The organism is Streptococcus infantis SPAR10, from assembly GCF_000279535.1.
Classification (GTDB): Bacteria; Bacillota; Bacilli; order Lactobacillales; family Streptococcaceae; genus Streptococcus; species Streptococcus infantis_I.
In genome coordinates this window covers 231,701-257,882 of sequence record NZ_ALCH01000004.1, presented here as the reverse complement: position 1 = coordinate 257,882, position 26,182 = coordinate 231,701, and the positions used below count along the sequence as shown (strand labels likewise).

The 26,182-nt window shown below is 40.8% G+C and carries 24 protein-coding genes; 5 read left to right on the top strand and 19 right to left on the bottom strand.

The annotated features are described in order from the left end of the window. Positions 1 to 58 precede the first annotated feature (58 nt). Complete coding sequence (gene rlmD, locus SPAR10_RS06530; RefSeq protein ID WP_004252164.1) at positions 59 to 1,426, bottom strand: 23S rRNA (uracil(1939)-C(5))-methyltransferase RlmD; 1,368 nt, start codon at positions 1,424 to 1,426, stop codon at positions 59 to 61. A 55-nt stretch (positions 1,427 to 1,481) separates the two neighbouring features. Between rlmD and SPAR10_RS06525 the strand changes: the two genes are divergently transcribed. The 3 genes from SPAR10_RS06525 (at position 1,482) to ntdP (ending at position 3,666) form a co-directional block, all read left to right on the top strand. After that, positions 1,482 to 2,258 carry an aminoglycoside phosphotransferase APH(3') gene (locus SPAR10_RS06525; protein ID WP_004252162.1) on the top strand — a complete coding sequence of 259 codons (777 nt, stop codon included), beginning with the start codon at positions 1,482 to 1,484 and terminating at the stop codon, positions 2,256 to 2,258. A gap of 10 nt (positions 2,259 to 2,268) precedes the next feature. Continuing rightward, on the top strand, positions 2,269 to 3,045 hold the full coding sequence (gene recX / locus SPAR10_RS06520; protein WP_004252160.1) for a recombination regulator RecX: 777 nt from the start codon (positions 2,269 to 2,271) through the stop codon (positions 3,043 to 3,045). Positions 3,046 to 3,132: 87 nt separating this feature from the next. After that, on the top strand, positions 3,133 to 3,666 hold the full coding sequence (gene ntdP, locus SPAR10_RS06515) for a nucleoside tri-diphosphate phosphatase (RefSeq protein ID WP_004252157.1): 534 nt from the start codon (positions 3,133 to 3,135) through the stop codon (positions 3,664 to 3,666). Between the two features lie 70 nt (positions 3,667 to 3,736). Here the strand turns inward: ntdP and SPAR10_RS06510 are convergent, their stop codons facing one another. The 5 genes from SPAR10_RS06510 to SPAR10_RS06490 form a co-directional block, all read right to left on the bottom strand. Beyond that, a complete protein-coding gene (locus SPAR10_RS06510; RefSeq protein ID WP_004252154.1) occupies positions 3,737 to 4,504 on the bottom strand; it encodes an epoxyqueuosine reductase QueH in 768 nt (255 codons plus the stop codon). 67 nt (positions 4,505 to 4,571) lie between these two features. Beyond that, the gene (locus tag SPAR10_RS06505) at positions 4,572 to 5,771 is read right to left on the bottom strand and encodes an MFS transporter (RefSeq protein WP_004252152.1); all 1,200 of its coding nucleotides are present in this window, start codon (positions 5,769 to 5,771) and stop codon (positions 4,572 to 4,574) included. 224 nt (positions 5,772 to 5,995) lie between these two features. Further along, complete coding sequence (asnS, locus tag SPAR10_RS06500) at positions 5,996 to 7,339, bottom strand: asparagine--tRNA ligase (RefSeq protein ID WP_004252147.1); 1,344 nt, start codon at positions 7,337 to 7,339, stop codon at positions 5,996 to 5,998. 148 nt (positions 7,340 to 7,487) lie between these two features. Then, positions 7,488 to 8,666, bottom strand: coding sequence for a pyridoxal phosphate-dependent aminotransferase (locus SPAR10_RS06495; RefSeq protein ID WP_004252146.1), 1,179 nt, complete (start codon positions 8,664 to 8,666; stop codon positions 7,488 to 7,490). Next, the gene (locus tag SPAR10_RS06490) at positions 8,663 to 9,151 is read right to left on the bottom strand and encodes a cell wall elongation regulator TseB-like domain-containing protein (protein ID WP_004252142.1); all 489 of its coding nucleotides are present in this window, start codon (positions 9,149 to 9,151) and stop codon (positions 8,663 to 8,665) included. The genes SPAR10_RS06495 and SPAR10_RS06490 overlap by 4 nt, the downstream gene beginning before the upstream one ends. A gap of 268 nt (positions 9,152 to 9,419) precedes the next feature. Here SPAR10_RS06490 and SPAR10_RS06485 point away from each other — a divergent pair, with 268 nt between their 5' ends. Further along, positions 9,420 to 9,968, top strand: coding sequence for an NADPH-dependent FMN reductase (locus tag SPAR10_RS06485; RefSeq protein ID WP_004252139.1), 549 nt, complete (start codon positions 9,420 to 9,422; stop codon positions 9,966 to 9,968). 42 nt (positions 9,969 to 10,010) lie between these two features. Here the strand turns inward: SPAR10_RS06485 and SPAR10_RS06480 are convergent, their stop codons facing one another. Then, entirely contained in the window at positions 10,011 to 11,201 is a 1,191-nt protein-coding gene (locus SPAR10_RS06480) for an O-antigen ligase family protein (protein WP_004252136.1), read from the bottom strand. 211 nt (positions 11,202 to 11,412) lie between these two features. On the opposite strand from SPAR10_RS06480, the gene birA reads away from it, so the two are divergent. Then, complete coding sequence (gene birA / locus SPAR10_RS06475) at positions 11,413 to 12,348, top strand: bifunctional biotin--[acetyl-CoA-carboxylase] ligase/biotin operon repressor BirA (protein WP_004252135.1); 936 nt, start codon at positions 11,413 to 11,415, stop codon at positions 12,346 to 12,348. 60 nt (positions 12,349 to 12,408) lie between these two features. Here birA and SPAR10_RS06470 read toward each other — a convergent pair whose 3' ends face one another. The 12 genes from SPAR10_RS06470 to SPAR10_RS06415 form a co-directional block, all read right to left on the bottom strand. Continuing rightward, a complete protein-coding gene (locus tag SPAR10_RS06470; RefSeq protein WP_004252132.1) occupies positions 12,409 to 13,599 on the bottom strand; it encodes an acetate kinase in 1,191 nt (396 codons plus the stop codon). Between the two features lie 50 nt (positions 13,600 to 13,649). Continuing rightward, positions 13,650 to 14,603, bottom strand: coding sequence for a class I SAM-dependent methyltransferase (locus SPAR10_RS06465; protein ID WP_004252130.1), 954 nt, complete (start codon positions 14,601 to 14,603; stop codon positions 13,650 to 13,652). A gap of 96 nt (positions 14,604 to 14,699) precedes the next feature. Next, the gene (locus SPAR10_RS06460) at positions 14,700 to 16,307 is read right to left on the bottom strand and encodes a CTP synthase (RefSeq protein WP_004252126.1); all 1,608 of its coding nucleotides are present in this window, start codon (positions 16,305 to 16,307) and stop codon (positions 14,700 to 14,702) included. A gap of 267 nt (positions 16,308 to 16,574) precedes the next feature. Continuing rightward, positions 16,575 to 17,150, bottom strand: a complete 576-nt coding sequence (gene rpoE, locus SPAR10_RS06455) for a DNA-directed RNA polymerase subunit delta (RefSeq protein ID WP_004252124.1) — start codon at positions 17,148 to 17,150, stop codon at positions 16,575 to 16,577. A 177-nt stretch (positions 17,151 to 17,327) separates the two neighbouring features. Then, a complete protein-coding gene (locus SPAR10_RS06450) occupies positions 17,328 to 18,527 on the bottom strand; it encodes an ABC transporter permease (RefSeq protein ID WP_025170548.1) in 1,200 nt (399 codons plus the stop codon). Then, the gene (locus SPAR10_RS06445) at positions 18,524 to 19,417 is read right to left on the bottom strand and encodes an ABC transporter ATP-binding protein (RefSeq protein ID WP_004252119.1); all 894 of its coding nucleotides are present in this window, start codon (positions 19,415 to 19,417) and stop codon (positions 18,524 to 18,526) included. Before SPAR10_RS06445 ends, SPAR10_RS06450 begins: the two co-directional genes overlap by 4 nt. A gap of 196 nt (positions 19,418 to 19,613) precedes the next feature. Continuing rightward, positions 19,614 to 22,019, bottom strand: coding sequence for a phenylalanine--tRNA ligase subunit beta (gene pheT / locus SPAR10_RS06440; protein WP_004252116.1), 2,406 nt, complete (start codon positions 22,017 to 22,019; stop codon positions 19,614 to 19,616). 76 nt (positions 22,020 to 22,095) lie between these two features. Next, a complete protein-coding gene (locus SPAR10_RS06435) occupies positions 22,096 to 22,605 on the bottom strand; it encodes a GNAT family N-acetyltransferase (RefSeq protein ID WP_004252114.1) in 510 nt (169 codons plus the stop codon). Beyond that, complete coding sequence (gene pheS, locus SPAR10_RS06430; RefSeq protein WP_004252112.1) at positions 22,605 to 23,651, bottom strand: phenylalanine--tRNA ligase subunit alpha; 1,047 nt, start codon at positions 23,649 to 23,651, stop codon at positions 22,605 to 22,607. Before pheS ends, SPAR10_RS06435 begins: the two co-directional genes overlap by 1 nt. A gap of 277 nt (positions 23,652 to 23,928) precedes the next feature. After that, positions 23,929 to 24,645 (bottom strand): LD-carboxypeptidase LdcB/DacB, encoded by a 717-nt coding sequence (ldcB, locus tag SPAR10_RS06425; protein WP_004252109.1) that lies wholly within the window; start codon positions 24,643 to 24,645, stop codon positions 23,929 to 23,931. 11 nt (positions 24,646 to 24,656) lie between these two features. Continuing rightward, the gene (locus tag SPAR10_RS06420) at positions 24,657 to 25,118 is read right to left on the bottom strand and encodes an HIT family protein (RefSeq protein ID WP_004252106.1); all 462 of its coding nucleotides are present in this window, start codon (positions 25,116 to 25,118) and stop codon (positions 24,657 to 24,659) included. Position 25,119: 1 nt separating this feature from the next. After that, positions 25,120 to 26,157: a M42 family metallopeptidase gene (locus tag SPAR10_RS06415; RefSeq protein WP_004252105.1), complete on the bottom strand. Its 1,038-nt coding sequence runs from the start codon at positions 26,155 to 26,157 to the stop codon at positions 25,120 to 25,122. Positions 26,158 to 26,182 lie beyond the last annotated feature (25 nt).

Sequence of the window (26,182 nt, the reverse complement as noted above, 5' to 3'; positions counted from 1 at the left end):
TGCAAATTTTACTCTGTAACTAGAAGTCTTCTTTTCAAATACTTTCCAGTCGTCATTTCTATTTAGAGTCTGGGTTTTTCCTGGTCAATTTAACCACTGCTTCCGTCCGCGCAGTGTGTGGAAACATATCAACTGACTGGATATAATGCATGTCATAGACCTCCATCAATCTGACTAAATCACGTGCCAAGGTAGATACATTGCAGGAAACATAGACCATCTTTTCAGGAGCGTATTTGACGATGGTATCCAAGAGCTTGTCATCTAAACCGGTACGTGGCGGGTCCACAATCAAGGCATCCGCACGATAGCCTTCCTTATACCATCTAGGGATAATCTCTTCTGCTGTACCTGCCTCATAGTGGGTATTACTATACCCCATACGCTGGGCATTTGCTTTAGCATCCTCGATAGCTTCAGGAATAATATCCATCCCCCTCAGACTTTTAACTTTTTTGGCAAAGGCAAAGCCAATAGTACCAACACCACAATAGGCATCAATCAGATGGTCATTCTCATTTACGTCCAAGGCCTTAACGGCTTCACTATAGAGAATTTCTGTCTGTTCAGGATTGAGTTGGTAAAAAGCTCGAGGTGAAAGAGAAAATTCATAATCAAGAACACCTTCGCCTATACTATCTTGGCCCCAAATAATCTCAGTCTTGTCCCCATAAATCTCACTAGTTTTAGCAGTATTGGTATTGACTGCGACAGTCACTACTTCAGGATAATCCTTGACTAAATCTTTCACAAATTGAGTCAGATTTAATTGACGATTGGTCACAATGATGATCTGAACTTGCCCAGTTTTCCGTGCTCGACGAACCATGATGGTTCGAACCCCAAGGATTTTCCGTTCATCTGTAATCGGAATTTGATGGTAGGTCAAGAGCTCTGCCATTCGATTGGCAATAGCTTGCGTTTCCTTGTCTTGGACTAGGCAGTCTTTTAACTCGACCAAATAATGGGAATTCTGAGCATATAAACCAGCCTTGACCTGCCCCTTAAACTTTCGAGTTTGGAATTGTAGTTTAGCTCGATAATATTTGGGTTCCTGCATACCAATAGTTGGTCTGATTTCATAGTTTTCGTAATCAGCGGGTGCAAATTTCTTCAGAGCTTGATGGAGAAGGTCCGTCTTAAATTCCAGCTGCTTGTCATAATGCAGATGCATGATTTGACAGCCACCACACTCATTATAAATGGTGCAGTCTGGTACCACTCGAAACTTAGATTTTTTATTGACCTCAAGGAGTTTAGCCTCAACGTAGTTACGCTTAACGGAAGTCACCTGACAATAGATATCTTCTCCCTTGAGAGCTCCAGGAACAAAAACAAGGGTTTTCTGGAAAAATCCGATACCTTCCCCGTTTATCCCCATACGCTTAATTTTTAATGGAATTTTTTGTTTGACTTTAAGACTCATAAGTCTATTATACCACGTAGTTTCTCAATGTTTAAGAATATGTTACAATAAAACCATGAATACAAAGATATCTCATTTTTCCCCATTGGATTTTCCTGAGCAATTACGAACTTATATAGAGGGAGCAACTCTTTCTGACAGCTCTTCTCATTCAGGCGCAAGGGTTCTCTATCTTGATTCAGGTTACTATTTGATAATAGATCAAAAGGGAAGATTAGAGCGAGAAGCTAGCATTGCAAGTTTGTTTGAACAAGAAGGAATAGGAACTCCAGTCATCCACTATCTATCTACAAATAAAGACTACCTTCTGACGAAAGAGGCTATTGGCCATGATGCTCTCGCTTTTTTAGATCAGCCAGATAAAATTTGCCGAACCATGGCCGAGGCTCTTAAAAAACTTCACAGCTTTTATCCGCAAAATTTCCCATCAGAAAATCATTTACAGGCCTATAAAGACAGAGCCTTGAAAAACTATGAAAAAGGTGAGTTCTATGCCAAGGCTCTCCTACCCCAATTCCGGATTAGCAGTCGCGAAGAGGCCTTCCAGCTCATTCGAGAAGATGGGCACCTTTTAAAGACAGATGCCTTTATTCACGGGGACGCCTGTCTACCGAACCTTATTCTAAAAGATGCTGACCACTTCTCTTGCTTTATTGACCTTGGCTTAGCTGATTTCAGTGACCGACATATCGATCTCTTTTGGGCAGTTTGGTCCCTCAACTATAACCTACATGACCCTAAATACGCTGAACTATTTCTTGACTATTATGGGAGAGAACAGGTCGATGTGCATAAACTTCGACTCGTTGCTGCCTTTGAAGCGTTTGGATAAAAGGAAAACCATGAAAATCACAAAACTAGAAAAGAAAAAACGTCTCTATCTGCTAGAACTTGATAGCGACCAAACCTGCTATATTACAGAGGATACCATTGTTCGCTTTATGTTGACCAAGGATAAGGAAATTAGTCCTCAAGAGTTTGCAGAAATTCAGACCTTTGCACAATTTTCCTACGGAAAAAACTTGGCGCTCTACCACTTATCCTTCAAGGCTCGTACTGAAAAGGAAGTCAGAGACTATTTAGTTAAACATGAGATTGATGAGAAAATCATACCACAAGTCATCCAAGCCCTCAAGGATGATAACTGGATCAATGACCGTCAGTATGCCTATGCGATCATCAATTCCAATCAGCTATCTGGTGACAAGGGAAGCTACATGCTCATACAAAAGATTTCTCAAAAAGGAGTTGCTAAGGCTGTTATCCAAGACGTCTTACAAGAATTTGATCTGACGGAAGTCGCAGAGCGTACAGCCGAAAAACTACTGAAAAAATATCAGGGTAAATTGCCTGCTCGTGCTCTACAAGACAAGATAATCCAAAATCTTACCAACAAAGGGTTTTCCTACTCGGAATCTAAAACAGTCTTTGACCAACTGGATAGCCAGATCGAAGAGGAAACCGTTCAGGAACTAATCTTTAAAGAGTTGGATAAGCAATATCGGAAATATTCGCGTAAGTATGAAGGATACGAACTCAAGCAGCGTTTGACCCAAGTTTTAGCACGAAAAGGCTACGATTTTTCGGATATAGCCAGCGCTCTCAGAGAATATCTTTAATTTTTTCATGAAAAACTAAGAACTTTAAACAAAAATATGATACAATAGTAAACGATAAACTTATAAATTGTAGAAAGTTGGTTAGTTATGAAACTTCCAAAAGAAGGCGACTTTATTACAATTCAAAGTTATAAGCATGATGGGAGTCTTCACCGTACTTGGCGAGACACCATGGTACTAAAAACAACAGAGAACGCTATTATCGGCGTCAACGACCACACACTTGTTACCGAAAGTGACGGTCGTCGTTGGGTGACTCGAGAGCCGGCTATTGTTTACTTTCACAAAAAATATTGGTTTAATATCATTGCCATGATTCGTGATAATGGGATTTCCTACTATTGCAACATGGCTAGCCCATACTATCTAGACGAAGAAGCTTTAAAATACATCGACTATGATTTAGATGTTAAAGTTTTTACAGATGGAGAAAAACGCCTCTTGGACGTCGAAGAGTATGAACGTCACAAGCGCAAGATGAATTATCCTGATGATTTAGACTATATTTTGAAAGAGCATGTTAAGATTCTTGTTGATTGGATTAACAATGAACGAGGCCCCTTCTCAGAAGCCTATGTCAACATTTGGTACAAACGCTACGTAGAACTAAAGAATCGGTAAAGTTGTCAAACTAGGGTGTCTGCCCTAGTTTTTTTATAATCAAAAAACCTGCCTTAAAGCAGGTTTTCCTTTAAATATCTAACTTTGTAACAGTAAATTTGATGTGGGAATAATCTTTTTCGATATCCTTATCTACCATAAAGGCTGTTGCATCCTTCTTGACCTGCACCAAGTCGATATTCTGGGCTTGAGCAGCATAGACACAACCACAGTAACATTGACGATAGATATCATACTCTTCACACATTTCTACAGAGCGTTTATAGCCTTGATTTTTCTTAAAGTCGCTTGGAAGATAATGAGTGGTGTAGATTTTCTGCACATCAATCCCGATACTATTGATAGTTTGTGAATTTTTGTGAGGACTGATGGTTAGGGCTGAGCCAAAGTAGTCAAAGCCCAAGTCCATAGCTACTTGAGCTGTCTTATCCAAACGATAGTCAAAACAAACCTTGCAACGATCGCCACCTTCAGGTTCTTCTTCCAAACCTCGAACCAGTTTACGGTATTCATTGGGTTCATAAGGTGCTTCTAGATATTGGACGTTATTGCCAGTTCGCTCATTAAAATCACTGACAAACTTTTGGGTCACATAAGCACGCTTATGATATTCTGCCTTGGGATGGATATTGGAATTAGCAAAATAAATGGTCACATCGGCATACTTAGTCAAGTACTCTAAAGTGTAGGTACTGCAGGGAGCACAACAGACGTGCATGAGAATAGTTGGTCTTTCTTCATTTTTTTCCCAAACTTGGACCATCTTTTGCATGACACGGTCATAGTTGATCTTTTGATTGGGATTCATCTTACTTAGAATTTCTTCTACATCAATCATGCTCTTCTCCTTTTCTTCTTGTTATTGTACCACAGGATGCTACTTTGGGCAAATAGGGTTTCGTGCTTTATTCAGTTTTTAAGTCCTGATTTAATAGTTTGCCCATCCTTTTTAGACTGATTATTAATATAGGATAAATTAAAAGTAAGATAAGGCCTAGAACTAAAAAGATAGCAACAAGACCCCAACGATCAATCAACCAACCTGTCAATGGGAAAATGACAATCATGGAAAGACTAAAGAGCATGGAATTGATACTAAGCATAGTTGCTCTTACACTGGAAGGTAAATAACCTTGTAAGTCATTGAAATAGATAGGCTGATAAACTGCATAAAGTGTATCAGTTAAAAGATATACAAGAAGAAAAGCAACGGGGGTTCCTGAAAACACCAACAACAAGGCCAAACCTGTTAGTGCAACAAGAGTCGGAAAAACTCGATTGCTATTCCATTTTTTACCAATTTGACTAGCTACATAAACTGCTATAAGATTTAAGCCACTACTAATCAGCATGACCAGCGATACCTGCCATCCTACTAAGTCACTTATTTTCTGCTGATAGTAAAAGTAAAACATGCACATGAGTGTCCCGACTAGCTGATAAGTCATCATCCAGTAAAAGAGTACTGGTTTTTCCTGCCATTCTTTTCGAACTTGCAGGACAATCGTTTTAAAGGTTAAGACTTCATTTCTTCCTCTCTTAGCAATTGGTTCTTTCATAAAATAAATCAAGATTATAGAAAGAAAAGATAATCCAATAGCAATTAGATAGGTCCAAGCCAATGCTCCGTGAATAAAGAAGCCTGCGACAACTGTACCTAGGGTTCGAGTTACTTCTGCCACACCAGACAAAAAGCTAGAAATCTGAAGATATCTGTCCTTTTGACCCGCTTCTACCGCAGAATCATATAAGAAAGCGGTGCTGGTTCCCGAGTCAAAATTATAAGACCAAGCACTAACCATCATGGCAATCGCATAGATCCAAAAATTCCCCTGACCAAACAAAATCAAGATAGAGGACACAATACTGGCCAAGCGAGCCAAATAGAGATTGGTCTTGTAGCTAAATCGATCGGCCAACATACCAGATGGGATTTCACACAAGAGACTGGTCCCGTGAAAGATACTTTCTAATAGACCAATTTGAAGTAAGGAAAGACCATTTTGAATGAAAAATAAAATCCAAAAACTGGTAATCCCAAAATAAGATGTAAATTCCAGACCTGCTAGGAGTGGAATATTGCGTTTGTAAGTTCTTTTAAACATTGTTTTCTCTCTTTCAATATGTAATATGATTATTTCTAAAAGACTTACTTAGATTTGCCTACATTTTCTCCACCTCTTTCATTTAAAGTAATACTCAATGAAAATCAAAGAGCAAACTAGGAAGCTAGCCGCAGGCTGTACTTGAGTACGGCAAGGTGAAGCTGACGTAGTTTGAATTTGATTTTCGAAGAGTATAAAAACGCCAGACGGCGTTTTTATGGCTATTATGGTTTGATACGGTGCAACATACGTGGGAATGGAATAGCTTCACGGATGTGTTTTGTACCTGCTGCGAAGGTTACCATACGCTCGATACCGATACCAAATCCACCGTGTGGTACTGTACCATATTTACGAAGGTCAAGGTAGAATTCGTACTCTGTAAGATCCATTCCAAGTGATTCCATCTTAGCGACAAGGGCATCGTAGTCTTCCTCACGCATGGAACCACCAATAATTTCTCCGTAACCTTCTGGCGCAAGCAAGTCTGCACAAAGTACGCGATCTGGGTTCCCAGGAACTGGTTTCATGTAGAAAGCTTTGATGTCTGATGGATAGTTGATCACAAAGGTTGGTACACCAAAGTGGTTTGAAATCCAAGTTTCGTGTGGTGAACCAAAGTCATCTCCATGCTCAAGATGTTCGTAGTCAGCATCTGCATCATTTTCATGATCTTGCAAGAGATCAATCGCTTCATCGTAAGTAATGCGTTTGAATGGCTCTGCAATGTAGCGTTTCAAGAGCTCTATATCACGCTCCAAGGTTTCCAAGGCTTGTGGAGCACGATCTAGAACACCTTGAAGCAACGCTTTAACATAAGCTTCTTGCAAGTCAAGTGACTCGTCGTGCGTCAAGTATGAATACTCAGCATCCATCATCCAGAACTCTGTCAAGTGACGGCGAGTCTTAGACTTCTCTGCACGGAATACTGGACCAAAGTCAAAGACGCGACCTAAAGCCATAGCACCTGCTTCAAGATAGAGCTGACCAGATTGACTCAAGTAGGCTGGTGTTCCAAAGTAGTCTGTTTCGAAAAGTTCTGTAGAATCTTCTGCAGCATTTCCTGAAAGGATTGGGCTATCAAATTTCATGAAGCCATTCTTGTCAAAGAACTCATAAGTTGCATAGATGATAGCGTTACGGATTTGCATAACCGCTACTTGCTTACGAGAGCGGAGCCATAAGTGACGGTTGTCCATCAAGAAGTCAGTTCCGTGTTCTTTTGGAGTAATTGGGTAATCTTGAGATTCACCGATCACTTCGATGTCTGTAATATCCAACTCATAACCAAATTTTGAGCGTTCGTCTTCTTTGACAATCCCTGTCACGAAAACAGAAGTTTCTTGGCTTAGGCGTTTGATCGTATCAAATTTTTCAAGACCTACTTCTTCACCAAATTTCTCGATAAAGTTTGGTTTGAAAGCCACGCCTTGGAAGAAGGCAGTTCCGTCACGCAATTGCAAGAAGGCAATTTTTCCTTTTCCTGACTTGTTAGCAACCCAAGCACCAATAGTGACTTCTTGACCAACGTAGTCTTTTACTTCGATAATTGTTACACGTTTTGTCATGTTTTATCTTCCTTTTTTGTTTAACTTGTCCAAAGACATTATTACTCATTATTGTACCACAAATAATGCCTGATAGCTAGCTAGTTTGATAGAAATTCATAAGTTTTAACAACAAAAACCTCCGCCAATGAGGCAGAGGTTTTACTTCCTAATTTTCCATAAATTGGTGCAAGCGACGAATAGCTTCTTTGAGTGTATCTAGGTCTGTCGCATAGCTGAGACGGACATTCTCTGGTGCTCCAAATCCTGCTCCCGTAATCAAGGCCAGACCCACTTCCTCAAGAATAGCCGTTGTAAATGCTGTTACATCTGTATAGCCTTTCATCTCCATAGCTTTTTTAACATTTGGGAAGAGGTAGAAGGCTCCTTGCGGTTTGACTACTTCAAAGCCAGGGACTTGGCACAAGAGAGGATAAATGGTATTGAGACGTTCCTCGAAAGCCTGACGCATGGTTTCTACGGAGTCTTGTGGACCAGTTAAGGCCTCGATTGTTGCGTATTGTGAAACAGCGGTTAGGTTTGAAGTTGTTTGACCAGTCAATTTGCTCATAGCAGCAATAATTTCTGGATCACCTACTGCATAACCAACACGCCATCCTGTCATAGCGTAGGCCTTAGACACTCCATTGATGACAATAGTTTGTTTGCGAATATCTTCTGACAGACTAGAGATTGGAACGAACTCATTCCCGTTATAGACCAAACGTCCATAAATATCATCGGCCAGGATAAGAATATCATGCTTAACTGCCCAATTTCCAATGGCTAACAATTCCTCACGAGAATAGATCATCCCAGTCGGATTAGATGGTGAGTTTAGTACCAAGACTTTGGTCTTATCTGTTCGAGCTGCTTCTAATTGCTCCACAGTCACTTTAAAGTGATTGTCTTCCTTGGCTTGGACAAAGACTGGAAGGCCTTCGGCCATCTTAACCTGATCCCCATAGCTGACCCAGTATGGTGTTGGAATGATAACCTCATCACCTGGATTAATCACAGCCATAAAGAAAGTATAAAGGGAGAACTTGGCACCAGTCGCAAAAGTGACCTCATTAGCTGCCACAGAATATCCATAATATCGTTCAAAATAGGTATTGACTGCTGCTTTTAACTCAGGCAAACCTGAAGCCACCGTATAGAAAGACGCGCGACCATCTCGAATGGCTGCAACCGCAGCATCCTGAATATTTTCAGGAGTATGAAAATCGGGCTGACCTAAAGTCAAGAAAAGAACGTCTTTTCCTTCAGCCTTTAACTTCTTTGCTCTTGCATCACTAGCTAGAGTAACGCTTTCTTCAATCTCTAAGACTCGTTTGGATAATTTCATTGTTTCTCCTTTTCGACTAAGGCACCAGATTCAAAATCTACTAGATAATAGTCTCCTCCAGACTTGATTTCCCAGACAGGCTTTTCAGCGTACCGTCCGAAGGTAATCTTGTCGATCTCAGTTGCTCCTTTTTCTCTGACAACTGCTTCTGCTTTTTCTTGAGAAGTACCATTTTCTAGTTGATATACGTAAATATTGTTGCTACTTTTCTCTATTAAGACAGCAACTGATTTCTGGTTCTTATCTTGGCCAAGAACACTATAATAGCTTTCTAAACCATTGAAGATATCAACCTGGCTAACCGTTTCTAGATTTGCATACTGCTTAGCTAGCTTCTCTCCTTCAACCTTTGCAGTTTGATAAGGCTTCATGCTGAGCCATACCAAATAAAGAAAGGAAGAAGTGATGACTAGAGTTAACAAAGTTATACCAATAATGTACTGAAATAATAGGGAATTTTTTTCTTTTTTCTGTCTCTTTTTCACTCGTCTATTTTACCATCTATCCTAGTGAATTACAAGTGAAGTTAGGGGAGGAATCTGGATTTTCAATACGTTTTTAGGATATCATTACATAACTTCAAGCCGTGTTTTTATAGACTTTTCTACAGTCTTCATTTTTAATTAAAAACTTAGATTCTATTGATTTTATTTTCTGAGCATATCCCTTGCAAATGATTTTATCGTGTTGTAACATATATTATAACAACAGAGTGATTCTGATTAAAAGATTGAAATTTAAAGGAGACTCCCTATGTCTAAAAAAGTATTGTTTATCGTTGGTTCACTTCGTGAAGGTTCATTCAATCACCAAATGGCACTAGAAGCTGAAAAGGCACTTGCTGGCAAAGCCGAGGTAAGTTACCTTGACTACTCAGCCATTCCTCTCTTTAGCCAAGACCTTGAAGTTCCTACACTTCCAGCTGTTACAGCGGCTCGCGAAGCTGTTCAAGCTGCTGATGCTATCTGGATCTTCTCTCCAGTCTACAATTTCTCAATTCCAGGGACTGTGAAAAACTTACTTGACTGGCTTTCACGCGCAATTGACTTGTCTGACACTCGTGGAGCATCTGCTCTTCAAGATAAGATTGTTACAGTATCATCTGTAGCAAATGCAGGACACGATCAACTCTTTGCAATTTACAAAGACCTCTTGCCATTTATCCGTACACAGGTTGTTGGTGATTTTACCGCAGCCCGTGTTAATGATTCTGCCTGGGCAGATGGTCAATTAGTCCTTGAAGATAGCGTCACTACTTCTCTTAAACAACAAGCTAAAGATTTACTTCAAGCTATTCAATAATAAAAAAGATAGTAGAAAATCTCATTTCTACTATCTTTTTGTTTATTCAACAAATTCTCCAATCATACTATGTTTTAATGGTAAACTACACATTACTAAAAGGAAAATGAAGGAGGATTGAATCCAAAAGAGGGCCAAATCAAAAATTCCATGCACAGCAACTACTGTTAAGAATGAAAGATAAAGACCAACAATCGGACGCTTGCTCGGCTCCTGACTCATATCAATCAACATTCGAATTGGACCAGAAGAAGCTATTCCTAACAATACCGTTCCAACCACACCGTAACTCAATATCGTATCAATGTATATACTATGAGCATGTTCGTGATATGGAGCAAAAATACGAGGATAGGAATGCATATAAGTTAGGGGCCCCTCGCCCCAGAAGGGATTTTGTTTGAATAAGGTCATACCTGCATTCCAGATCGACACTCGTTCTTCCATAGATGAATCGAGCGTCCCCATTCGAACTCCCAAATCGCTCGAGAAGAGAAAGGCTAGACCAACACCAAAGACTCCGATACTGAGCCAGAAGGCACGCCAGTTCTTAATGGTTGTGAAAAGATAAATAATCGCACCAAAGATAATGGCTGGAAAAGCTGTTCTATTTTGGGTGAAATTCAAGCCAAACAAATTTGCAAAGATCGCAATGAGAGAGAAAATTCTCAACCATCTCAATCGAGTCGTACTAATTAGGTAAAATCCAATCATAATACAGAAGCAACAGATAATCCCATAATAATTAGGATTAAAGAAGGCTACTTCTGCACGGTTCTGATGCCAGACCTGCATCTTAGGTGATAAGAAAGTATAATCAAATTTCTTTACAATCTGAAAGTGCTCTAAAGCTGCAAAAACTGATGCTAGCACACTAAGCGACATAACCGATTGCAATACTAATCTGAAAAACTTAGGGGTTAAATGGGCTTGGTAATAATAAAAGAAAATTGCAAAGAGGAACATTCCTAAAGTGGAAACCATCCCCATCACATTTTGAGCTAAAAGAGAAATAACACCACTATAGCCGATAAATAAAAGTAAGATAGAATGGTGGGACAATCGTTTTAATATCCCCTTCATCTCTCCTGTAAATATTAGACCTATTAAGTAGGCGATAAAAATAATAACGAAAATATAAAAAGGCAAGAAAATACTTAGAATAACAGCTAGTAAGACTAGCTCTTGCTTGGATAAGCCTTTCAATTTTTCAATGATACCTATTGATTTCACAACAGATCCTTTCTCTCTGCGCTATAAAGCTCAGATAAATAAACTATTAAAACATTTTACCATTTTTCAAATGATTTGAAAACCACTTTGTCCATGTCATCCTGACTAAAACTAGGTAAAATTTTATAGCGAGCTAAGATATCTCTCAAAGCGCGCATCCTTTTTTAAAAATATGGTACAATAAATCTAGTTGTTCCAGAAAGGACCTAGTATGAAATCCTACCAAGAAGTTTACAAAATCTTAGCTCATGAAACAGATTATTTAAGCGGAGAGAAAATCGCTGAAATATTAAACCTCTCTCGCACCTCTGTTTGGAAGGCTATCCAGCGCCTCCAGCAGGAAGGTTTAGAAATTGACAGCATCAAAAATCGTGGCTACAAACTTCTTCACGGTGACCTAATCTTACCTCAAGAAATAGAAGCTAACAGCCCAATCTCAGTTCAATTTAAACCTATCACCAAATCAACCCAGAGTGATGCCAAGGAGGCCATGGAAGCTGGTGCCAAAGGAGGCACACTCTACCTATCAACAGCCCAAACTATGGGACGTGGTCGATTTCAACGCCCCTACTATTCTCCAGAACAAGGTGGAATTTACATGTCTCTCCACCTCAAGCCCAATCTCTCTTATCTAGATCTACCGGCCTATACACTCCTGACTGCAGCCTCAATTTATAAGGCTGTTAAAAACCTTTGTCTAATTGATTTAGATATCAAATGGGTAAATGATTTATACCTAAATCATAAAAAAATAGCCGGTATTCTAACCGAAGCCATCACTTCTGTCGAAACCGGCCTTGTCACAGATGTTATTATTGGTGTTGGTATCAACTTTTCTATCGCTGATTTTCCAAAAAACCTACAAGGGAAAGCTGGAAGTCTCTTCTCTCAAAATAGCCCAATCACTCGCAACGAGCTGATTGCAGAAATCTGGAAATGTTTCTACGAAACTGAGACCGATGAGCTGCTTTACCTCTATAAAAAACAATCAATTGTTTTAGGCAAAGAAATTTCCTTTAAGAAAGATCAAGAAATCATCTCAGGAAAAGCTTGTGATATCTCTGACCAGGGTCAACTACAGATCCAATTAGCTACTGGTGAGAAAATTTGGCTCAATAGTGGCGAAGTTTCGCTCACTAACTGGTAAGCACTCGTTAGCAACATAAAAAATCGACCTCTCTTTCGAGAAGGTCGTTTTTCTTATCATTTATTTTTTCAAACGCTCAACATCACGCGCAATCACAAGTTCTTCATCCGTTGGGATAACAAGTACACGAAGTGTCGCAGCATCTGTAGAAATGTCTCCAGTTACTCCAAAGACATTTTTCTCTGGGTCTAGATCACAACCAAACCAAGAGATACCTGAAATAACTTTCTCACGCACAAGAGTTGCATTTTCACCAACACCAGCAGTAAAGATAATAGCATCTGCCCCGTTTAGGACTGCCAAGTATTGTCCAATGTGTTTTTGGATACGGTCAACATACATTTCAAAGGCAAGAATAGCATCGTGATTGCCTTCGTTCACACCATTCTGAACATCACGCATGTCACTTGACAAGCCTGAAACGGCCTGAAGACCAGATTCACGGTTTAGAACACGACTAATATCGTCTGGAGTCTTGAAGTCATCTGTATGTTCCATCAAGTAAGGAATGATAGCAGGGTCGATATCTCCAGTTCTTGTTCCCATCATAACACCAGCAAGTGGAGTGAATCCCATAGAGGTATCGATTGATTGACCTCCCTTAACAGCTGTGATAGAAGCACCATTACCGATATGGCAAGTGATCAACTTCAACTCTTCTAATGGACGATCCAATAGTTTTGCTGCTTCTTGAGCAACGTACTGATGACTTGTACCGTGTGCTCCATATTTACGAACCTTGTTTTCTGTATAGTACTTAGTTGGTAATGGATAACGATAGGCCTTCTCTGGCATTGTTGTGTGGAATGATGTATCAAAGACTGCTACACTTGTAATATCTGGCAATAATTCTTTGAAGGCACGAATCCCAGCTGCATTGGCAGGGTTGTGCAATGGGGCAAGAAGTCCTAGTTCTTCAATTTTTTCTAAGACATCCCCTTCAACTACTGTAGATTCTTTGAAGTATTCTCCACCTGCAACAACGCGGTGTCCAACACCAGTAATTTCATCATAAGCTTTAATAATATTAAAACGAATCAAGTCATCAAGTAAAATCTTAACAGCCAAGGTATGGTTTTCAATATCAAGAACTTGTTCTTCAGAACGGCCATCAAACTTAACTGTTGAAACAGAATCCTTCAATCCGATTCGCTCAATTAAACCTTTTGCAAGCACCTTTTCTTCTGGCATTTGATATAGTTGCCATTTCAAGCTAGAGCTTCCAGCGTTAATTGCAATGGTTTTTGTCATAAATTTATTCCCCTTTTTAAGCGTTTTCAACTATTATATCAAAATTTGCACTAGATTTCATGCCCTTGACACCAATTTTGAAAATTTTCCTTAAATTCCATCAAAATTTCAGGGTCACGGAGACTGGTAAGTGGATAAACAAATGGTTCAACTCCTTCTCCTGTCTTCTTTTGTAGGACAAAAATGCTCTTAGACTGAGCTCCTTGGGCGAAGAGATCCTCTGGTAAGGCAATAATTGCCACTAGTTGAGCCTGGTCAGTCAGCCATGATTTCAACAGGTCACTCTGAGGACTTGTCAGGAGATCTGTTGGAGCTAGAAAAATCGCATAGCCTCCTGTTCTGAGATACTTGAGTGATTGTTCCATTAACAAATGATGAGCATAAGTATGTTCATTCTTAGCCGCTACTTGATAACGTGAGGCTGTCTGATCATCTGGATAGTAACCGACAGGAAGGTCGCTCACAATGATGTCACTTTCTTTTAATACTTGTGGACGTACTGCATCTCCTTGGACAAAGCCCATTTGAAGATCCATTACTTCCGCCATGCTTGCCGCCAAGTCAATCAAGAGGTCATCAAGTTCTATTCCCAGATAATCTACCTTTTTGTTCATGGACGTTAAGAAGCTATCTCCCAGAATTCCCATCCCAGACCCCAATTCCAATAAGCTCACATTTTCAGCAGGGAAAAGTTGTTCAATGATAAAAATCATCAAGTGACCAACCGCATCTGGTGTGAACTGGTGATTGGCTTGAAGAGGCTCTGTTTGAGCTGCCTTCATTAACAAAAATTGATAGGTCCGTAACCACTCCTCTTTTCGAAGTGCCAAACGTTTTAAAGCTTGATTGTTTTTCTTGACATCTTCCAGATTTGTCTGACCATCCAGATAGATTCCATTTTGTTCAATCAAGGCATCATAAAAGCTTGTCGCCAAATCGTTTTGAATGATTTGGACATTTTCTAGTAAATAGGTATATGCTTGTTCAATTTTTTCAAAATCCATAATCTTATCTTACCAAATTCAGAGCCGATTTTCCAGATTTTCATAATACTGAAAACAAATAAAAACCTCTGAGATGACTCTCAAAGGTTTATTCTACTATTTACTATTTTCAACAGCTGCTGTTACAAAAGCAGTGTAAAGTTCTTCAGGACGATTTGGACGACTTGAAAGTTCTGGATGGTACTGACAAGCCACAAAGAATTTGTTTTCTGGGATTTCCACAATTTCGACCAAGCGATTGTCTGGTGAAACACCCGAGAAGACAAATCCTGCACCTTCAAACTGTTCACGGAAGGCATTGTTAAACTCATAACGGTGGCGGTGGCGACGTTGGACCACTTCTTTGTTATGATAAGCTGCTGCTGCCTTAGAACCACGTTTCAACTTAGAAGGATAAAGTCCCAAACGAAGGGTTCCCCCCATGTCCTCAACATCAATCTGATCACGCATGATATCGATGATCGGATATTTTGTATCAGGATCAAGCTCTGCTGAATTAGCCCCTTCAAGTCCCAAAACATGACGGGCAAACTCGATACAAGTCAATTGCATTCCCAAGCAGACACCCAACATTGGTACATCATTTTCTCGAGCATAGCGAATCGCTTGAATCTTACCTTCTGTCCCACGTTGACCAAAACCACCTGGAACGATAATTCCATCAGCGTCATCTAATAGTTCCGCTACATTATCAGCTGTCACATCGTTAGCATTGACCCAATCAATCTTGACTTCTGTATCATTGGCATAACCAGAGTGTTTCAAGGCCTCTACGACAGAAATGTAGGCATCTTGCAACTCGACATACTTACCAACAAGAGCAATTTTGACTTGTTTTTTTAGATTCATAACCTTATCAACCATAGCTGACCACTCTGTCATATCTGCTGCCGGTGCATCAATCTTCAAATGGTCACAGACGATTTGATCCATGCCTTGAGCTTGCAGATTAAGCGGAATTTGGTAAAGATGATCTACGTCTAAGGACTCGATAACTGCTTCTGGTGCCACATCACAGAACTGGGCTAGTTTGTTTTTAATCCCTTGTCCTGCTGGTTTTTCTGTACGAATGACTAACATATTTGGCTGGATTCCCAAACCTCGCAATTCTTTGACAGAGTGTTGAGTCGGCTTGGTCTTCATTTCTCCAGCCGCCTTGAGGTAAGGAAGCAAGGTTGTATGGATATACATGACATTTTCTGCACCCACATCAGACTTCATCTGACGAAGCGCCTCTAAGAATGGAAGGGACTCAATATCGCCAACTGTTCCACCAACCTCTGTAATAATAACATCAGAGTCCGTCGTTAGAGCGGCACGCTTGATTTTTTCTTTCAAGGCATCTGTAATATGAGGAATAACTTGGACAGTTGCACCGAGGTACTCTCCACGACGTTCCTTGCGAAGAACTTCACTGTAGATTTTACCAGTTGTCACGTTGGAATATTTGTTGAGATTGATATCGATGAAACGTTCGTAGTGACCCAAGTCCAAATCTGTCTCAGCCCCATCATCTGTCACAAAGACTTCCCCGTGCTGATAAGGACTCATGGTTCCCGGATCGATATTGATATAAGGGTCAAACTTTTGAATGGTTACCTTCAAACCACGATTTTTCAAGAGCCGTCCTAGGCTCGCCGCAACGATCCCTTTTCCAATAGACGACACCACACCACCAGTTACAAAAATATATTTCGTAGACATAGATTCCTCTTTCTAAAATGCTCAAAACCCTGTTTCCTAGAAGGGGAGATCGGAAACAAGATCTTCATCAAATACTACAATCCAAGATAAAAGTTCCCGGAAAAACAAAAATAGCTCCCTAATAACTAGGGAGCTCCGACCTCTAAAAGAGGTGCCCGAACAATATCTTACCTCAATTTGGTACATTTGTCAAATGTCATTCTTTACTAGATTTATAGTTCTACTGCAGAAAAGAAAACAACAAGGAGATTTCCTTGTTGTTTGGTATTATTCTTCTTCTTCCTCAGAATCCTCGTCATCTTCTTCAACAAGATCAACATCTTCCCCAAGATCATCTGGTGCGATTTCGTTGATTTCGGCGTCGTAGGCTTCTACTTCGTTCTTCTCATCGTCTGGATTTTCATCATCATAAGAAAGAGCTGGATCTTCTTCGTAGGCGTCCTCATCCTCTGGATCATCTGCACCGTAATCAATGGCATCAGCATCTCCATCCATAAAGGCATTAACACGTTTTTTCTTAGCCTTAGGTGCTACTTCTTCATCGTCACTTTCTTCAAGAGCAATGATTTCTTCGTCAATTTCATCTACTCCATACCATGAACGAAGGCCCCACTTGTTATCTCCAAGAGAGATGAAGCTACCATCAAAGTTCAACTCTGTATAGAACAAAGGTAGTGCTTCGCGAATATCGCTATTAGAGGTACCAAGATAGTTTTGGATTTCATTGACCAAATCGCTAAAATGCATCTCGTGGTCGCGACCACGTTGTTCCAAGATGGCACGAGCCACCTCAATCATAGATAGTTCACTTTTTTCTTGCCCAGCAAATACTTCTAATTCCAAAGCGTTTCTCCTCTTTTTTTACTACTAATGCCAGAGTATATAAACTCTGGTCTCATTTTATCATGTACTCTTTATTGTACGATAATTTTCTTTATTAGTCAAAGGTTTAGAAGAAATTAATGTGAAATATTTCAGCGAATAAAAAGACCTGGGAGATACACTCACAGGTCCCTTACTTTATTTATAGCTTAAAGCTCGTTTAAAGGTTTTCCAGATACCTAAATCATCTGTTTGAAGGACTAGGCTGGCATACATACGTCCGATAAAGGCTGTTGCAGTCACAGCAAATACAACTGTTATCGCAAGAGAAATCCAAGCCTCGATACTATTTGCATAACCATTAATAGCTCTGAAAGGCATAAAGAAGGTTGAGATGAATGGGATATAAGATCCAATTTTCAAAACCAAATTATCCCCAGAAGCCCCTAAGGCGGTTACCCCTATAAAACCTACCATAATTAAGAGCATCAAAGGAGACAAGGCCTTACCAGAGTCTTCAGGTCGAGAAACCATAGAACCTAAGAAGGCAGCCAAGACAACGTACATGAAAAGACTAACCAAGACAAACAACAAGGTGTTCAGAGAAAAAGCTTCTCCCAAATGACTTAGAATACCTGAATTAGCCAAGAAAGGCATATCCTTAAAGAATAAGATAGCTCCAAGTCCGCCTACAACATAAATACCAATATGAGTCAAAATGACAAGAAGTAAGGCAATCATACGTGCGTAAAAGTAGTGACTAGCACGAATACTTGAGAAGACCACTTCCATAATTTTTGTCCCTTTTTCACTGGCTACCTCTTGAGCAGTGACACTGGCATAAGTAATCAAGATCATATAGAGGAAGAAGCCTAGTCCTGCTGCCGCAAAGGTTTGGACCATCTTTTTACTTTCCTTAGATTCATCAATCTGCTCTGAGAATTGAATCGTTTGTGCCAAGTGCTGTTCCTGTTCCTGAGATAAATGTGCCTCCGAACGATTGAGTTGGTATTGAAGCTCATTCAACTTAGTTGTCACAGCTAACTTAATGCCACTCTCTAGTGAAGTTTCACCGTGATAGACTGCCTTGAGAATACTACCTTCTTGATCAATGGTCAAATAACCTTTTATTTTTTCATCCTTGATGGCTTCTTGGGCGCTTGCTTCATCCTTATAGTCAACATTAATGCCATTGGTCGATTTAAGACTCTCTGTTACAGCAGGCACCGAACTAACTACAGCCACCTTATTATTCTGAGCCAGAGAGGAACCTTGAAGATAGCCAATTCCTCCAGATAAGCCGATAAAGAGAAAGGGCGAGATTACCATAAAGAAGAAACTCCAGGATTTGACATGACGTAGATAAGTTTCTTTGATTACAACCAACATATTTCTCATACTTCCACCCCTGATTCTAGTTTAAAGATTTCATCAATTGTCGGAGCTTGCTGGTCAAAGGTCGCGATATAGTGTCCTTTAGTCAAGATAGCAAAAAGCTCCTGTCCTGCATTTTCATCATCTAGGATGAGCTTCCAAATCCCCTGCTTGGTCAAGCTAGCATGAATGACATGCGGGAGTTTTTCCAAGTCTTCCTGACAATTTTCACTTGCAACAAAGAGTCGCGTTTTGCCGTATTGATTGCGAACATCTTGGACTGGTCCATGCAAGACGACACGCCCATCACGAATCATCAGGATATCATCACATAGCTCTTCGACATTGGTCATGACGTGGTCTGAAAAGATAATGGTTGCACCACGTTCTTTTTCTTTGAGGATAACCTGCTTGAGCAATTCAGTATTGACTGGATCTAGGCCACTAAAAGGTTCATCTAGAATGATCAGATCTGGTTCATGCATTAAAGTAATGATCAGCTGAATCTTCTGTTGATTCCCTTTTGAGAGACTCTTAATCTTGTCTGTCAATTTTCCCTTTACTTCCAGCTTCTCCATCCATTGAGGGAGTTTTTCTTTGACTTCTTTGGCATCCATGCCTTTTAACATGGCTAGGTAACGAACCTGCTCTAGGACTGTCAACTTAGGCATGAGACTACGTTCTTCGGGTAGATAGCCAATCCGAGCATAGGTTTCCTGACGAATTTCTTGACCATCAAACTTAATTTTTCCTTGATAATCCAAAAATTTCAAAATACTGTGAAAAATGGTTGTTTTCCCAGCTCCATTTTTCCCAACTAGACCTAAAATTCTTCCAGGCTGAGCTTGAAAGTCAACGCCAAACAAGACTTGCTTGGGACCAAAACTTTTTTCAAGATTGCGGACTTCTAACATAATCCACCTCCTACTAATCTTACCCTCATTATACTCCTTTTTTTAGTCATTACAAGGATTTATGTACATTTTTATTAGTAGAATTTACTAGGCATTTTTTATATCAAGACGAATAAGATTCAACTTCATTTTTCTTTCCAATATTCGGCATTTACAAAGACAAAAAAATCCATCCCTCAGGATGGATTTTAGACTGTTAACGCACTTCTGCATTCACTTTTTCTTCGAGTGATGCTTGGATTTTTTCCATATAGCGTGCGACTTCTTCGTCTGTCAAGCTATCTTCTGGATTTTGGAAGGTCAAGCTATAAGCCATTGACTTCATACCAAGTCCTAGTTTTTCACCTGAGAAGACGTCAAACAGTTTAATGTCTGTCAAACGTTTCACGCCAGCGGCTTGAATAGCATCAACCACCTCTTGGTGAGTCACTTCTGCCTTGAGGAGAAGGGCAATATCACGGCTGACTGCTGGGAATTTAGTAATTTCCACAAAGGCTGCTGCTGGTTGAAGAGCTGCCTCAATAGCTGAAAGGTTGAGCTCCGCTACATAAGTTTCTGGAATATCGTAAGCCTTAGCTGTCACAGGGTGCACTTGACCGAGGAAACCGACTACTTGATCACCGAGTGAGATCAAGGCTGTACGTCCTGGGTGAAGACTCTTGATCTCTTGCGTTGCTGTATAGGTCGCTTCAAGACCCAAGCGAGCAAAGAGGGCTTCTAGGATTCCCTTAGCATAGAAGAAATCAACCGGAACGGCTGCAGTTTGGAAGTCTTTTTCAGCGACTAAACCTGTCAATGCAAAAGCAAAGCTGTTGATTTCATTTGGCAAGTCTTCTTTTGGATTACCCGTTTGCTCGAAGACTTTTCCAATCTCGTAAAGAGCCAAGTCTTTGTTCTTACGCGCTACGTTGTAAGCTACGGTATCCAAAATACCTGAAACCATATTTTGACGGAGGACCGAACGGTCCACAGTCATTGGCCACATCAATTCTGTCAAATGACTTGGCTGAATCGTAAACTCGACTGCTTTTTCAGGAGTTGTCAGAGCGTAGGTGATGATTTCTGTCAATCCAGCACCTTCTGCAATGGTACGAACTTGACGGCGCAATTTTTGTGTCGCTGTTAATTCACCGGCTGTCCCATCATCTTTTGGAAGACTGGTTGGCAAGCGGTCGTAACCATAAATCCGAGCGATTTCTTCAAAGAGGTCCGCTTCGATAGTGATATCCCAACGGCGACGAGGAACGCTAACAGTAAAGGCTTCCGCATTTCCTGAAAGACCAAAGCCAAGACGACGGAAGACATCTTCTACATCTGCGTAGGAAAGGTCTGTACCAAGGACACGGTTCACGTCTGCAAGGGTTGAAGAAACTTCTACATCTGAAGTGTCCAACTGTCCTGCTGAAACAATGCCCTTACGCACTGTCGCACCAGCCAATTCAGCAATCATACTTGCTGCTGCATCAAGGGCTTCATTAACGGTTGCCACATTGATGCCTTTTTCAAAGCGAGAAGATGATTCAGAACGAAGGTTTAGACGACCACTTGTCTTACGGATAGATTTGCCATTGAAGACAGCAGCTTCAAGGACGACACGAGTAGAGTTTTCAGAGATTTCTGTAGCCTCTCCACCCATGACACCTGCAAGGGCTACTGGTTTGTCAGCAACAGTAATGACTAAGTCAGTTGTTTCCAACTCACGCTCTTCCCCATCCAAGGTCACTAATTTCTCACCAGCACGTGCTTCACGCACACGGATGTCATTTCCTTCAAAGGTATCCAAGTCAAAGGCATGCATAGGCTGACCAAAGTAAAGCAGGATATAGTTGGTCACGTCGACGACATTGTTAATCGGACGGATACCTTCGTTCATGAGGAGGTTTTGCAACCATTGTGGACTTGGTGCGATAGTCACATTGTCCAAGATACGAGCTGCATAGTAAGGAGCCTTGTCCGTATCAATGCTGACAGAAAGAGCATCCGCTGCAACTTGGTCTGTTTCTGTTAAAGTAAATTCTTTAAAATTGACTGACTTGTCATAGATAGCTGCTACTTCGTGCGCCACGCCACGCATAGAGAGGGCATCTGCACGGTTTGGAGTGATGGAAAGTTCGATGATTTCATCATCCAAGTCTAGATAGGAGAAAACTTCCTCACCTGGAACTGCATCATCTGGCAAGATTTGGATTCCATCTGCAAATTCCTTTGGTACAACGGAGTCAGAAATGCCTAATTCACCAAGTGAACAGATCATTCCGAGAGATTCCAAACCACGGATTTTCCCTTTTTTAATCTTGTAGTTGTCCGCAATGCGAGCTCCCGGAAGAGCCACCATTACCTTGATGCCTGCGCGCACATTTGGTGCACCACAGACAATTTGACGGGCTTCTTCTTCACCCACATTGACTTGGCAAACATGCAAGTGTGTTTCTGGCACATCTTCGCAAGACAAGACCTCACCGACGACAATTTTTGAGAGACCAGCAGCAGGTGATTCCACACCTTCTACCTCGATCCCTGTAGTTGACATTTTTTCAGCCAACTCTTGTGATGGTACATCAATGTCCACCAATTCTTTTAACCATTTATAAGATACAAGCATAATTTAATTCTCCAGAATGACAGTTGTCACTCTAGTTTTTTTCCTTTCCTATCATTTCATTAGAAGAATCATCTTCTTACCTTAATTTCTTTTTCAGTAACCAATCCGTATCTACCTTTTGCCCAACCATAAAATTATGTTGGCTAAATTTTTCAAAACCATATCGATTATAAAATGCTTGAGCTTTTGTATTATGCTCCCAAACACCTAGCCAAGCCCAGGAAAAACCATTTTTTTCGGCGTTTTCCAGAGCGAATTCAAATAGTTGCTTACCAAGTCCAAATCCTTGATATGTTTGTAGCACGTAGAGGCGCTGAATTTCAAAAGCGTTCTCTAATTCTCTCTCGGTTTGAGCATTTCCCCAGTTGACTTTGAGAAAACCAGCTATCTCCTCTTCATGCATAATGAAATAGGTTTCGGATTCAGGATTTTCCAACTCAGTTGACAAAACTCTCAGATTATAAGCCTCTTCAAAGTATTCCTGTAACTGCTCTTCCGTATTATCATGAGCAAATGTTTCACGAAAGGTTTGTTTGGCAATTTTTACCAACACCTCAACATCTGCTATTTCCACTTTTCTAATCATTATTTAAACTGTTCTGAGAAGCGGATATCCCCTTGGTAGAATCCACGGATATCGTTGATTCCGTAGCGAAGCATAGCTACACGCTCTTGACCAAGACCAAAGGCAAAGCCAGAGTAAACAGTCGCATCGATACCACTCATCTCAAGGACACGTGGGTGAACCATACCGGCACCCATAATCTCAATCCAACCAGTTTTCTTACATACGTTACAGCCGGCTCCTCCACACTTGAAGCATGAAACATCCACCTCAACAGATGGCTCTGTGAACGGGAAGTAAGATGGACGCAAACGGATTTGGCGCTCTTCACCAAACATCTTTTGCACAATCAACTGAAGGGTTCCTTGAAGATCCGCCATTGAGATGTTTTTCCCAACAACCAAACCTTCGATCTGGTGGAACTGGTGACTGTGGGTTGCATCATCCGTATCACGACGGAATACACGTCCTGGTGAGATCATCTTCAAAGGACCTTTTGAAAAATCATGGGCATCCATAGCACGCGCCTGAACTGGAGACGTGTGAGTACGAAGCAAGATTTCTTCTGTGATATAGAAAGTGTCCTGCATATCACGAGCTGGGTGATCCTTTGGAAGGTTCATACGTTCAAAGTTGTAGTAGTCTTGTTCTACTTCAAAACCATCCACTACTTGGTAACCCATCCCGATGAAGATATCTTCTATTTCTTCACTAGTTTGTGTGAGGACGTGACGGTGACCAGTCGCAACTGGACGACCTGGAAGTGTAACATCAATGCTCTCACTTGCTAGTTGAGCTTCCACTTTCTTTTCTTCCAAGAGCTTAGCTGATTCTTCAAATGCAGCTGTCAAAACATCACGAGCTTCATTGACGTGTTTCCCGATAACAGGACGCATTTCTGCAGAAACATCTTTCATCCCTTTCAGGATTTCAGTAAGGGAACCTTTTTTACCAAGGACAGAGACGCGCAATTCTTGCAGCTCTTTTTTATTTTCAGCAGAAATCTGCTTCAAGCTAGCTAGCGTTTCTTCACGAAGCGCTTTTAATTGTTCTTCAATAGTTGACATAATTCCTCCATCAGTCACTCGTAAGATAAAAAGAAAACCACATGTCAAAAACTCCACTCGGAGCGTTGACACGCGGTACCATCCGTTTTTATCTGACAAGCCAGACCTTTATTTCTGAATCCATAGGCAAGTGAATTCACCCAGCTTTCATATAGAGAACTTTCAGTCACGGCTCTCCTCCCTGATATACTTCCCCTGAGATACTAGTCTTGCAGATTCCTATTTAATTATTATTCATTTTATCAAATTTCAAGCATTCTTGCAAGGTGTTTTGCGACTAATCAACATAGTCTCCACCTTCAAAGCCATAATACTCTTCCAGACTGAGGCCACTTGCAGCGATTTCTTTGGCTTCTTTGCCAACATAGCGAAGGTGCCATTCTTCAGCCATATAACCCGTTTCTTTTTCCTTACCTTTAAGGTAACGAACGACAAAGCCATAGTCTGCGGCGTGGTCTAAAAGCCATTGAGCAGCCTTTTCTTCTGTCACTAAATCTCCATTTGTTCCTATTAGGTCAAAGGCAAGGCCAGTTTGGTGTTCACTGTAACCAGGTCTTGCAGAATAACGGTCAGCCTCAGCCTTGCCATCTTTATCTACATAGTTTTGATAAAGCTGAGTTTGAGTTTCATAACTTCTAAAACCACTATAGTTGTCGCTAATCGGGAATCCTGCTTGTTGCATAGCTGCAATGAGTTTCAACAGTTCTGCTTTAGCGGTAGGATTTTCCCCTGGATTATAGTCTTTTGACATAGGATAATGCTTATTAGCGACAACAATCTCATCGTACTTGCCTTGAATGCTGTAGTGATCTCCTTTGTCTACTACTTCTGCTTTCTTTTGACTAGCTGCCTGAGACTTACTTCCCGCAGTTCCTTCTTGGACAGTTTTTTCTTCCGTTGAAGTCTGAGTTTCTGAAGTTGCTGGCTTTTCTTGTGAGCAAGCCGCTAATGTCAAGGCTAATAATCCTGATAATACAAGATATCTTTTCTTCATCTTTAATCCTTTCATTTTACTATCTGGTTTAAAGTTTCTGATAATGTCGCAATCAAGTTTTCCAGTCTCCGATCTTTAACGTGATATTCCTCAGCAACCATTTCTTCCCATGGGACCCACCAAACTGGACCACGACCATTAAGACCATGTCCCTTCATATCACCCTCTCGTCTCGGAAAAATATGCCAGTGGACATGGGCATCTCCATTTCCCAACAACTCTACATTCATCTTTTCAGCAAAAAAGGCCTTAGAGACAGCTTCCTGAACTAAGCTCATTTCCTCTAAAAAGCGGAATTTGACAGTTGGATGCAGATGATGTAATTCTGTCACATGTTCTTTTGCCAGGAATAAAGTATAGCCTTCAAAATACTGGTGGTCTCCGATGACAACATAGCCTGTTTCCAGTTCTTTTACAAAGTAGGGATTTTCCCCTGCCTTAATCAATTCAATTCGTTGGCAAATCAAGCACATCTTAGTCTACCAATCCACTCTTGAGATAAGCATCCACCATACGCTCAGTAGCAACTACAGAATCGATATGAGTACGCTCATAAGAGTGACTAGATTCAATACCAGCTCCGAGAAGGGCGTGTTTGACTTCTGCTCCAGCTGACATAGCTGCAGAAGCATCTGAACCATAAAATGGATAGATGTCGAGTTTAAATGGAATGTCTTGGTCTTTTGCTAGGGCAACCAGATGTTGACGGAATTCATAGTGATAAGGGCCTGAAGCATCTTTGACACAGATAGACACTGTGTACTCATCCGTCTGCTGGTCATCTCCCATTGCTCCCATATCTACTGCTAGATATTCAACAACTTGACTTGGGATACTTGAGTTAGCACCATGCCCCACTTCTTCAAAGACTGAGAAGGCAAAATGCGTAGTGACAGGAAGTTCAATCCCTTCTTCCTTATAGACTTTAAGGAGATTTAGAAGGATAGCTGCACTGACCTTATCATCCAAATGACGCGATTTGATAAAGCCTGTCTCAGTTACGACAGTTCGTGGGTCAAAGCTGATAAAGTCACCAACCTCAATACCAAGTGCGCGTGTTTCTTTTTCATTGGTCACTTTTTCATCCAAACGTACTTCCATATTGTCCTGCGTGCGTTCAGCAGTGCCAGCGTCCTTGTATACATGACAAGAAGTCTGGTGGATCAAAATGGTACCTGAAATAGTCTTACCTGTACTAGCCACATGAACTGTACAGTTTTCGCCTTCAATCATGTTCCAAGGATAACCACCGATACGATCCATTTTGAGACGACCGTCTACTTTAACAGTACGAACGATAGCTCCCAAAGTATCCACATGGGCAGTCACATAGCGCTGTTGCTCGTCATTTTTTCCTTTGACAGTAACGTTGACACCACCTTTGGCAGTACGGATTGGTTGATAACCTAGTTTTTCAAGAGTCTCAACCAAATAATTCGTAATCTCACGTGTGAAACCAGTTGGTGATGCGATAGCAGTTAGTTCTTTGATATATTCTACAGTTTGATTCATTTCTTCACCTCTTGCTACCATTATA

What these genes read in the sequence shown, in the direction of transcription:
- recX (WP_004252160.1), top strand. Translation starts at nt 2,269, where the DNA reads ATGAAAATCACAAAACTAGAAAAGAAAAAACGTCTCTATCTGCTAGAA.
- SPAR10_RS06510 (WP_004252154.1), bottom strand. Translation starts at nt 4,504, where the DNA reads ATGATTGATGTAGAAGAAATTCTAAGTAAGATGAATCCCAATCAAAAG.
- ldcB (WP_004252109.1), bottom strand. Translation starts at nt 24,645, where the DNA reads ATGAAGAAAAGATATCTTGTATTATCAGGATTATTAGCCTTGACATTA.
- SPAR10_RS06445 (WP_004252119.1), bottom strand. Translation starts at nt 19,417, where the DNA reads ATGTTAGAAGTCCGCAATCTTGAAAAAAGTTTTGGTCCCAAGCAAGTC.
- SPAR10_RS06465 (WP_004252130.1), bottom strand. Translation starts at nt 14,603, where the DNA reads ATGGATTTTGAAAAAATTGAACAAGCATATACCTATTTACTAGAAAAT.
- SPAR10_RS06525 (WP_004252162.1), top strand. Translation starts at nt 1,482, where the DNA reads ATGAATACAAAGATATCTCATTTTTCCCCATTGGATTTTCCTGAGCAA.
- SPAR10_RS06505 (WP_004252152.1), bottom strand. Translation starts at nt 5,771, where the DNA reads ATGTTTAAAAGAACTTACAAACGCAATATTCCACTCCTAGCAGGTCTG.
- SPAR10_RS06495 (WP_004252146.1), bottom strand. Translation starts at nt 8,666, where the DNA reads ATGAAATTATCCAAACGAGTCTTAGAGATTGAAGAAAGCGTTACTCTA.
- pheS (WP_004252112.1), bottom strand. Translation starts at nt 23,651, where the DNA reads ATGTCAACTATTGAAGAACAATTAAAAGCGCTTCGTGAAGAAACGCTA.
- SPAR10_RS06435 (WP_004252114.1), bottom strand. Translation starts at nt 22,605, where the DNA reads ATGATTAGAAAAGTGGAAATAGCAGATGTTGAGGTGTTGGTAAAAATT.
- pheT (WP_004252116.1), bottom strand. Translation starts at nt 22,019, where the DNA reads ATGCTTGTATCTTATAAATGGTTAAAAGAATTGGTGGACATTGATGTA.
- SPAR10_RS06415 (WP_004252105.1), bottom strand. Translation starts at nt 26,157, where the DNA reads ATGAATCAAACTGTAGAATATATCAAAGAACTAACTGCTATCGCATCA.
- SPAR10_RS06485 (WP_004252139.1), top strand. Translation starts at nt 9,420, where the DNA reads ATGTCTAAAAAAGTATTGTTTATCGTTGGTTCACTTCGTGAAGGTTCA.
- ntdP (WP_004252157.1), top strand. Translation starts at nt 3,133, where the DNA reads ATGAAACTTCCAAAAGAAGGCGACTTTATTACAATTCAAAGTTATAAG.
- SPAR10_RS06460 (WP_004252126.1), bottom strand. Translation starts at nt 16,307, where the DNA reads ATGTCTACGAAATATATTTTTGTAACTGGTGGTGTGGTGTCGTCTATT.
- SPAR10_RS06450 (WP_025170548.1), bottom strand. Translation starts at nt 18,527, where the DNA reads ATGAGAAATATGTTGGTTGTAATCAAAGAAACTTATCTACGTCATGTC.
- SPAR10_RS06470 (WP_004252132.1), bottom strand. Translation starts at nt 13,599, where the DNA reads ATGACAAAAACCATTGCAATTAACGCTGGAAGCTCTAGCTTGAAATGG.
- rlmD (WP_004252164.1), bottom strand. Translation starts at nt 1,426, where the DNA reads ATGAGTCTTAAAGTCAAACAAAAAATTCCATTAAAAATTAAGCGTATG.
- SPAR10_RS06420 (WP_004252106.1), bottom strand. Translation starts at nt 25,118, where the DNA reads ATGTGCTTGATTTGCCAACGAATTGAATTGATTAAGGCAGGGGAAAAT.
- asnS (WP_004252147.1), bottom strand. Translation starts at nt 7,339, where the DNA reads ATGACAAAACGTGTAACAATTATCGAAGTAAAAGACTACGTTGGTCAA.
- birA (WP_004252135.1), top strand. Translation starts at nt 11,413, where the DNA reads ATGAAATCCTACCAAGAAGTTTACAAAATCTTAGCTCATGAAACAGAT.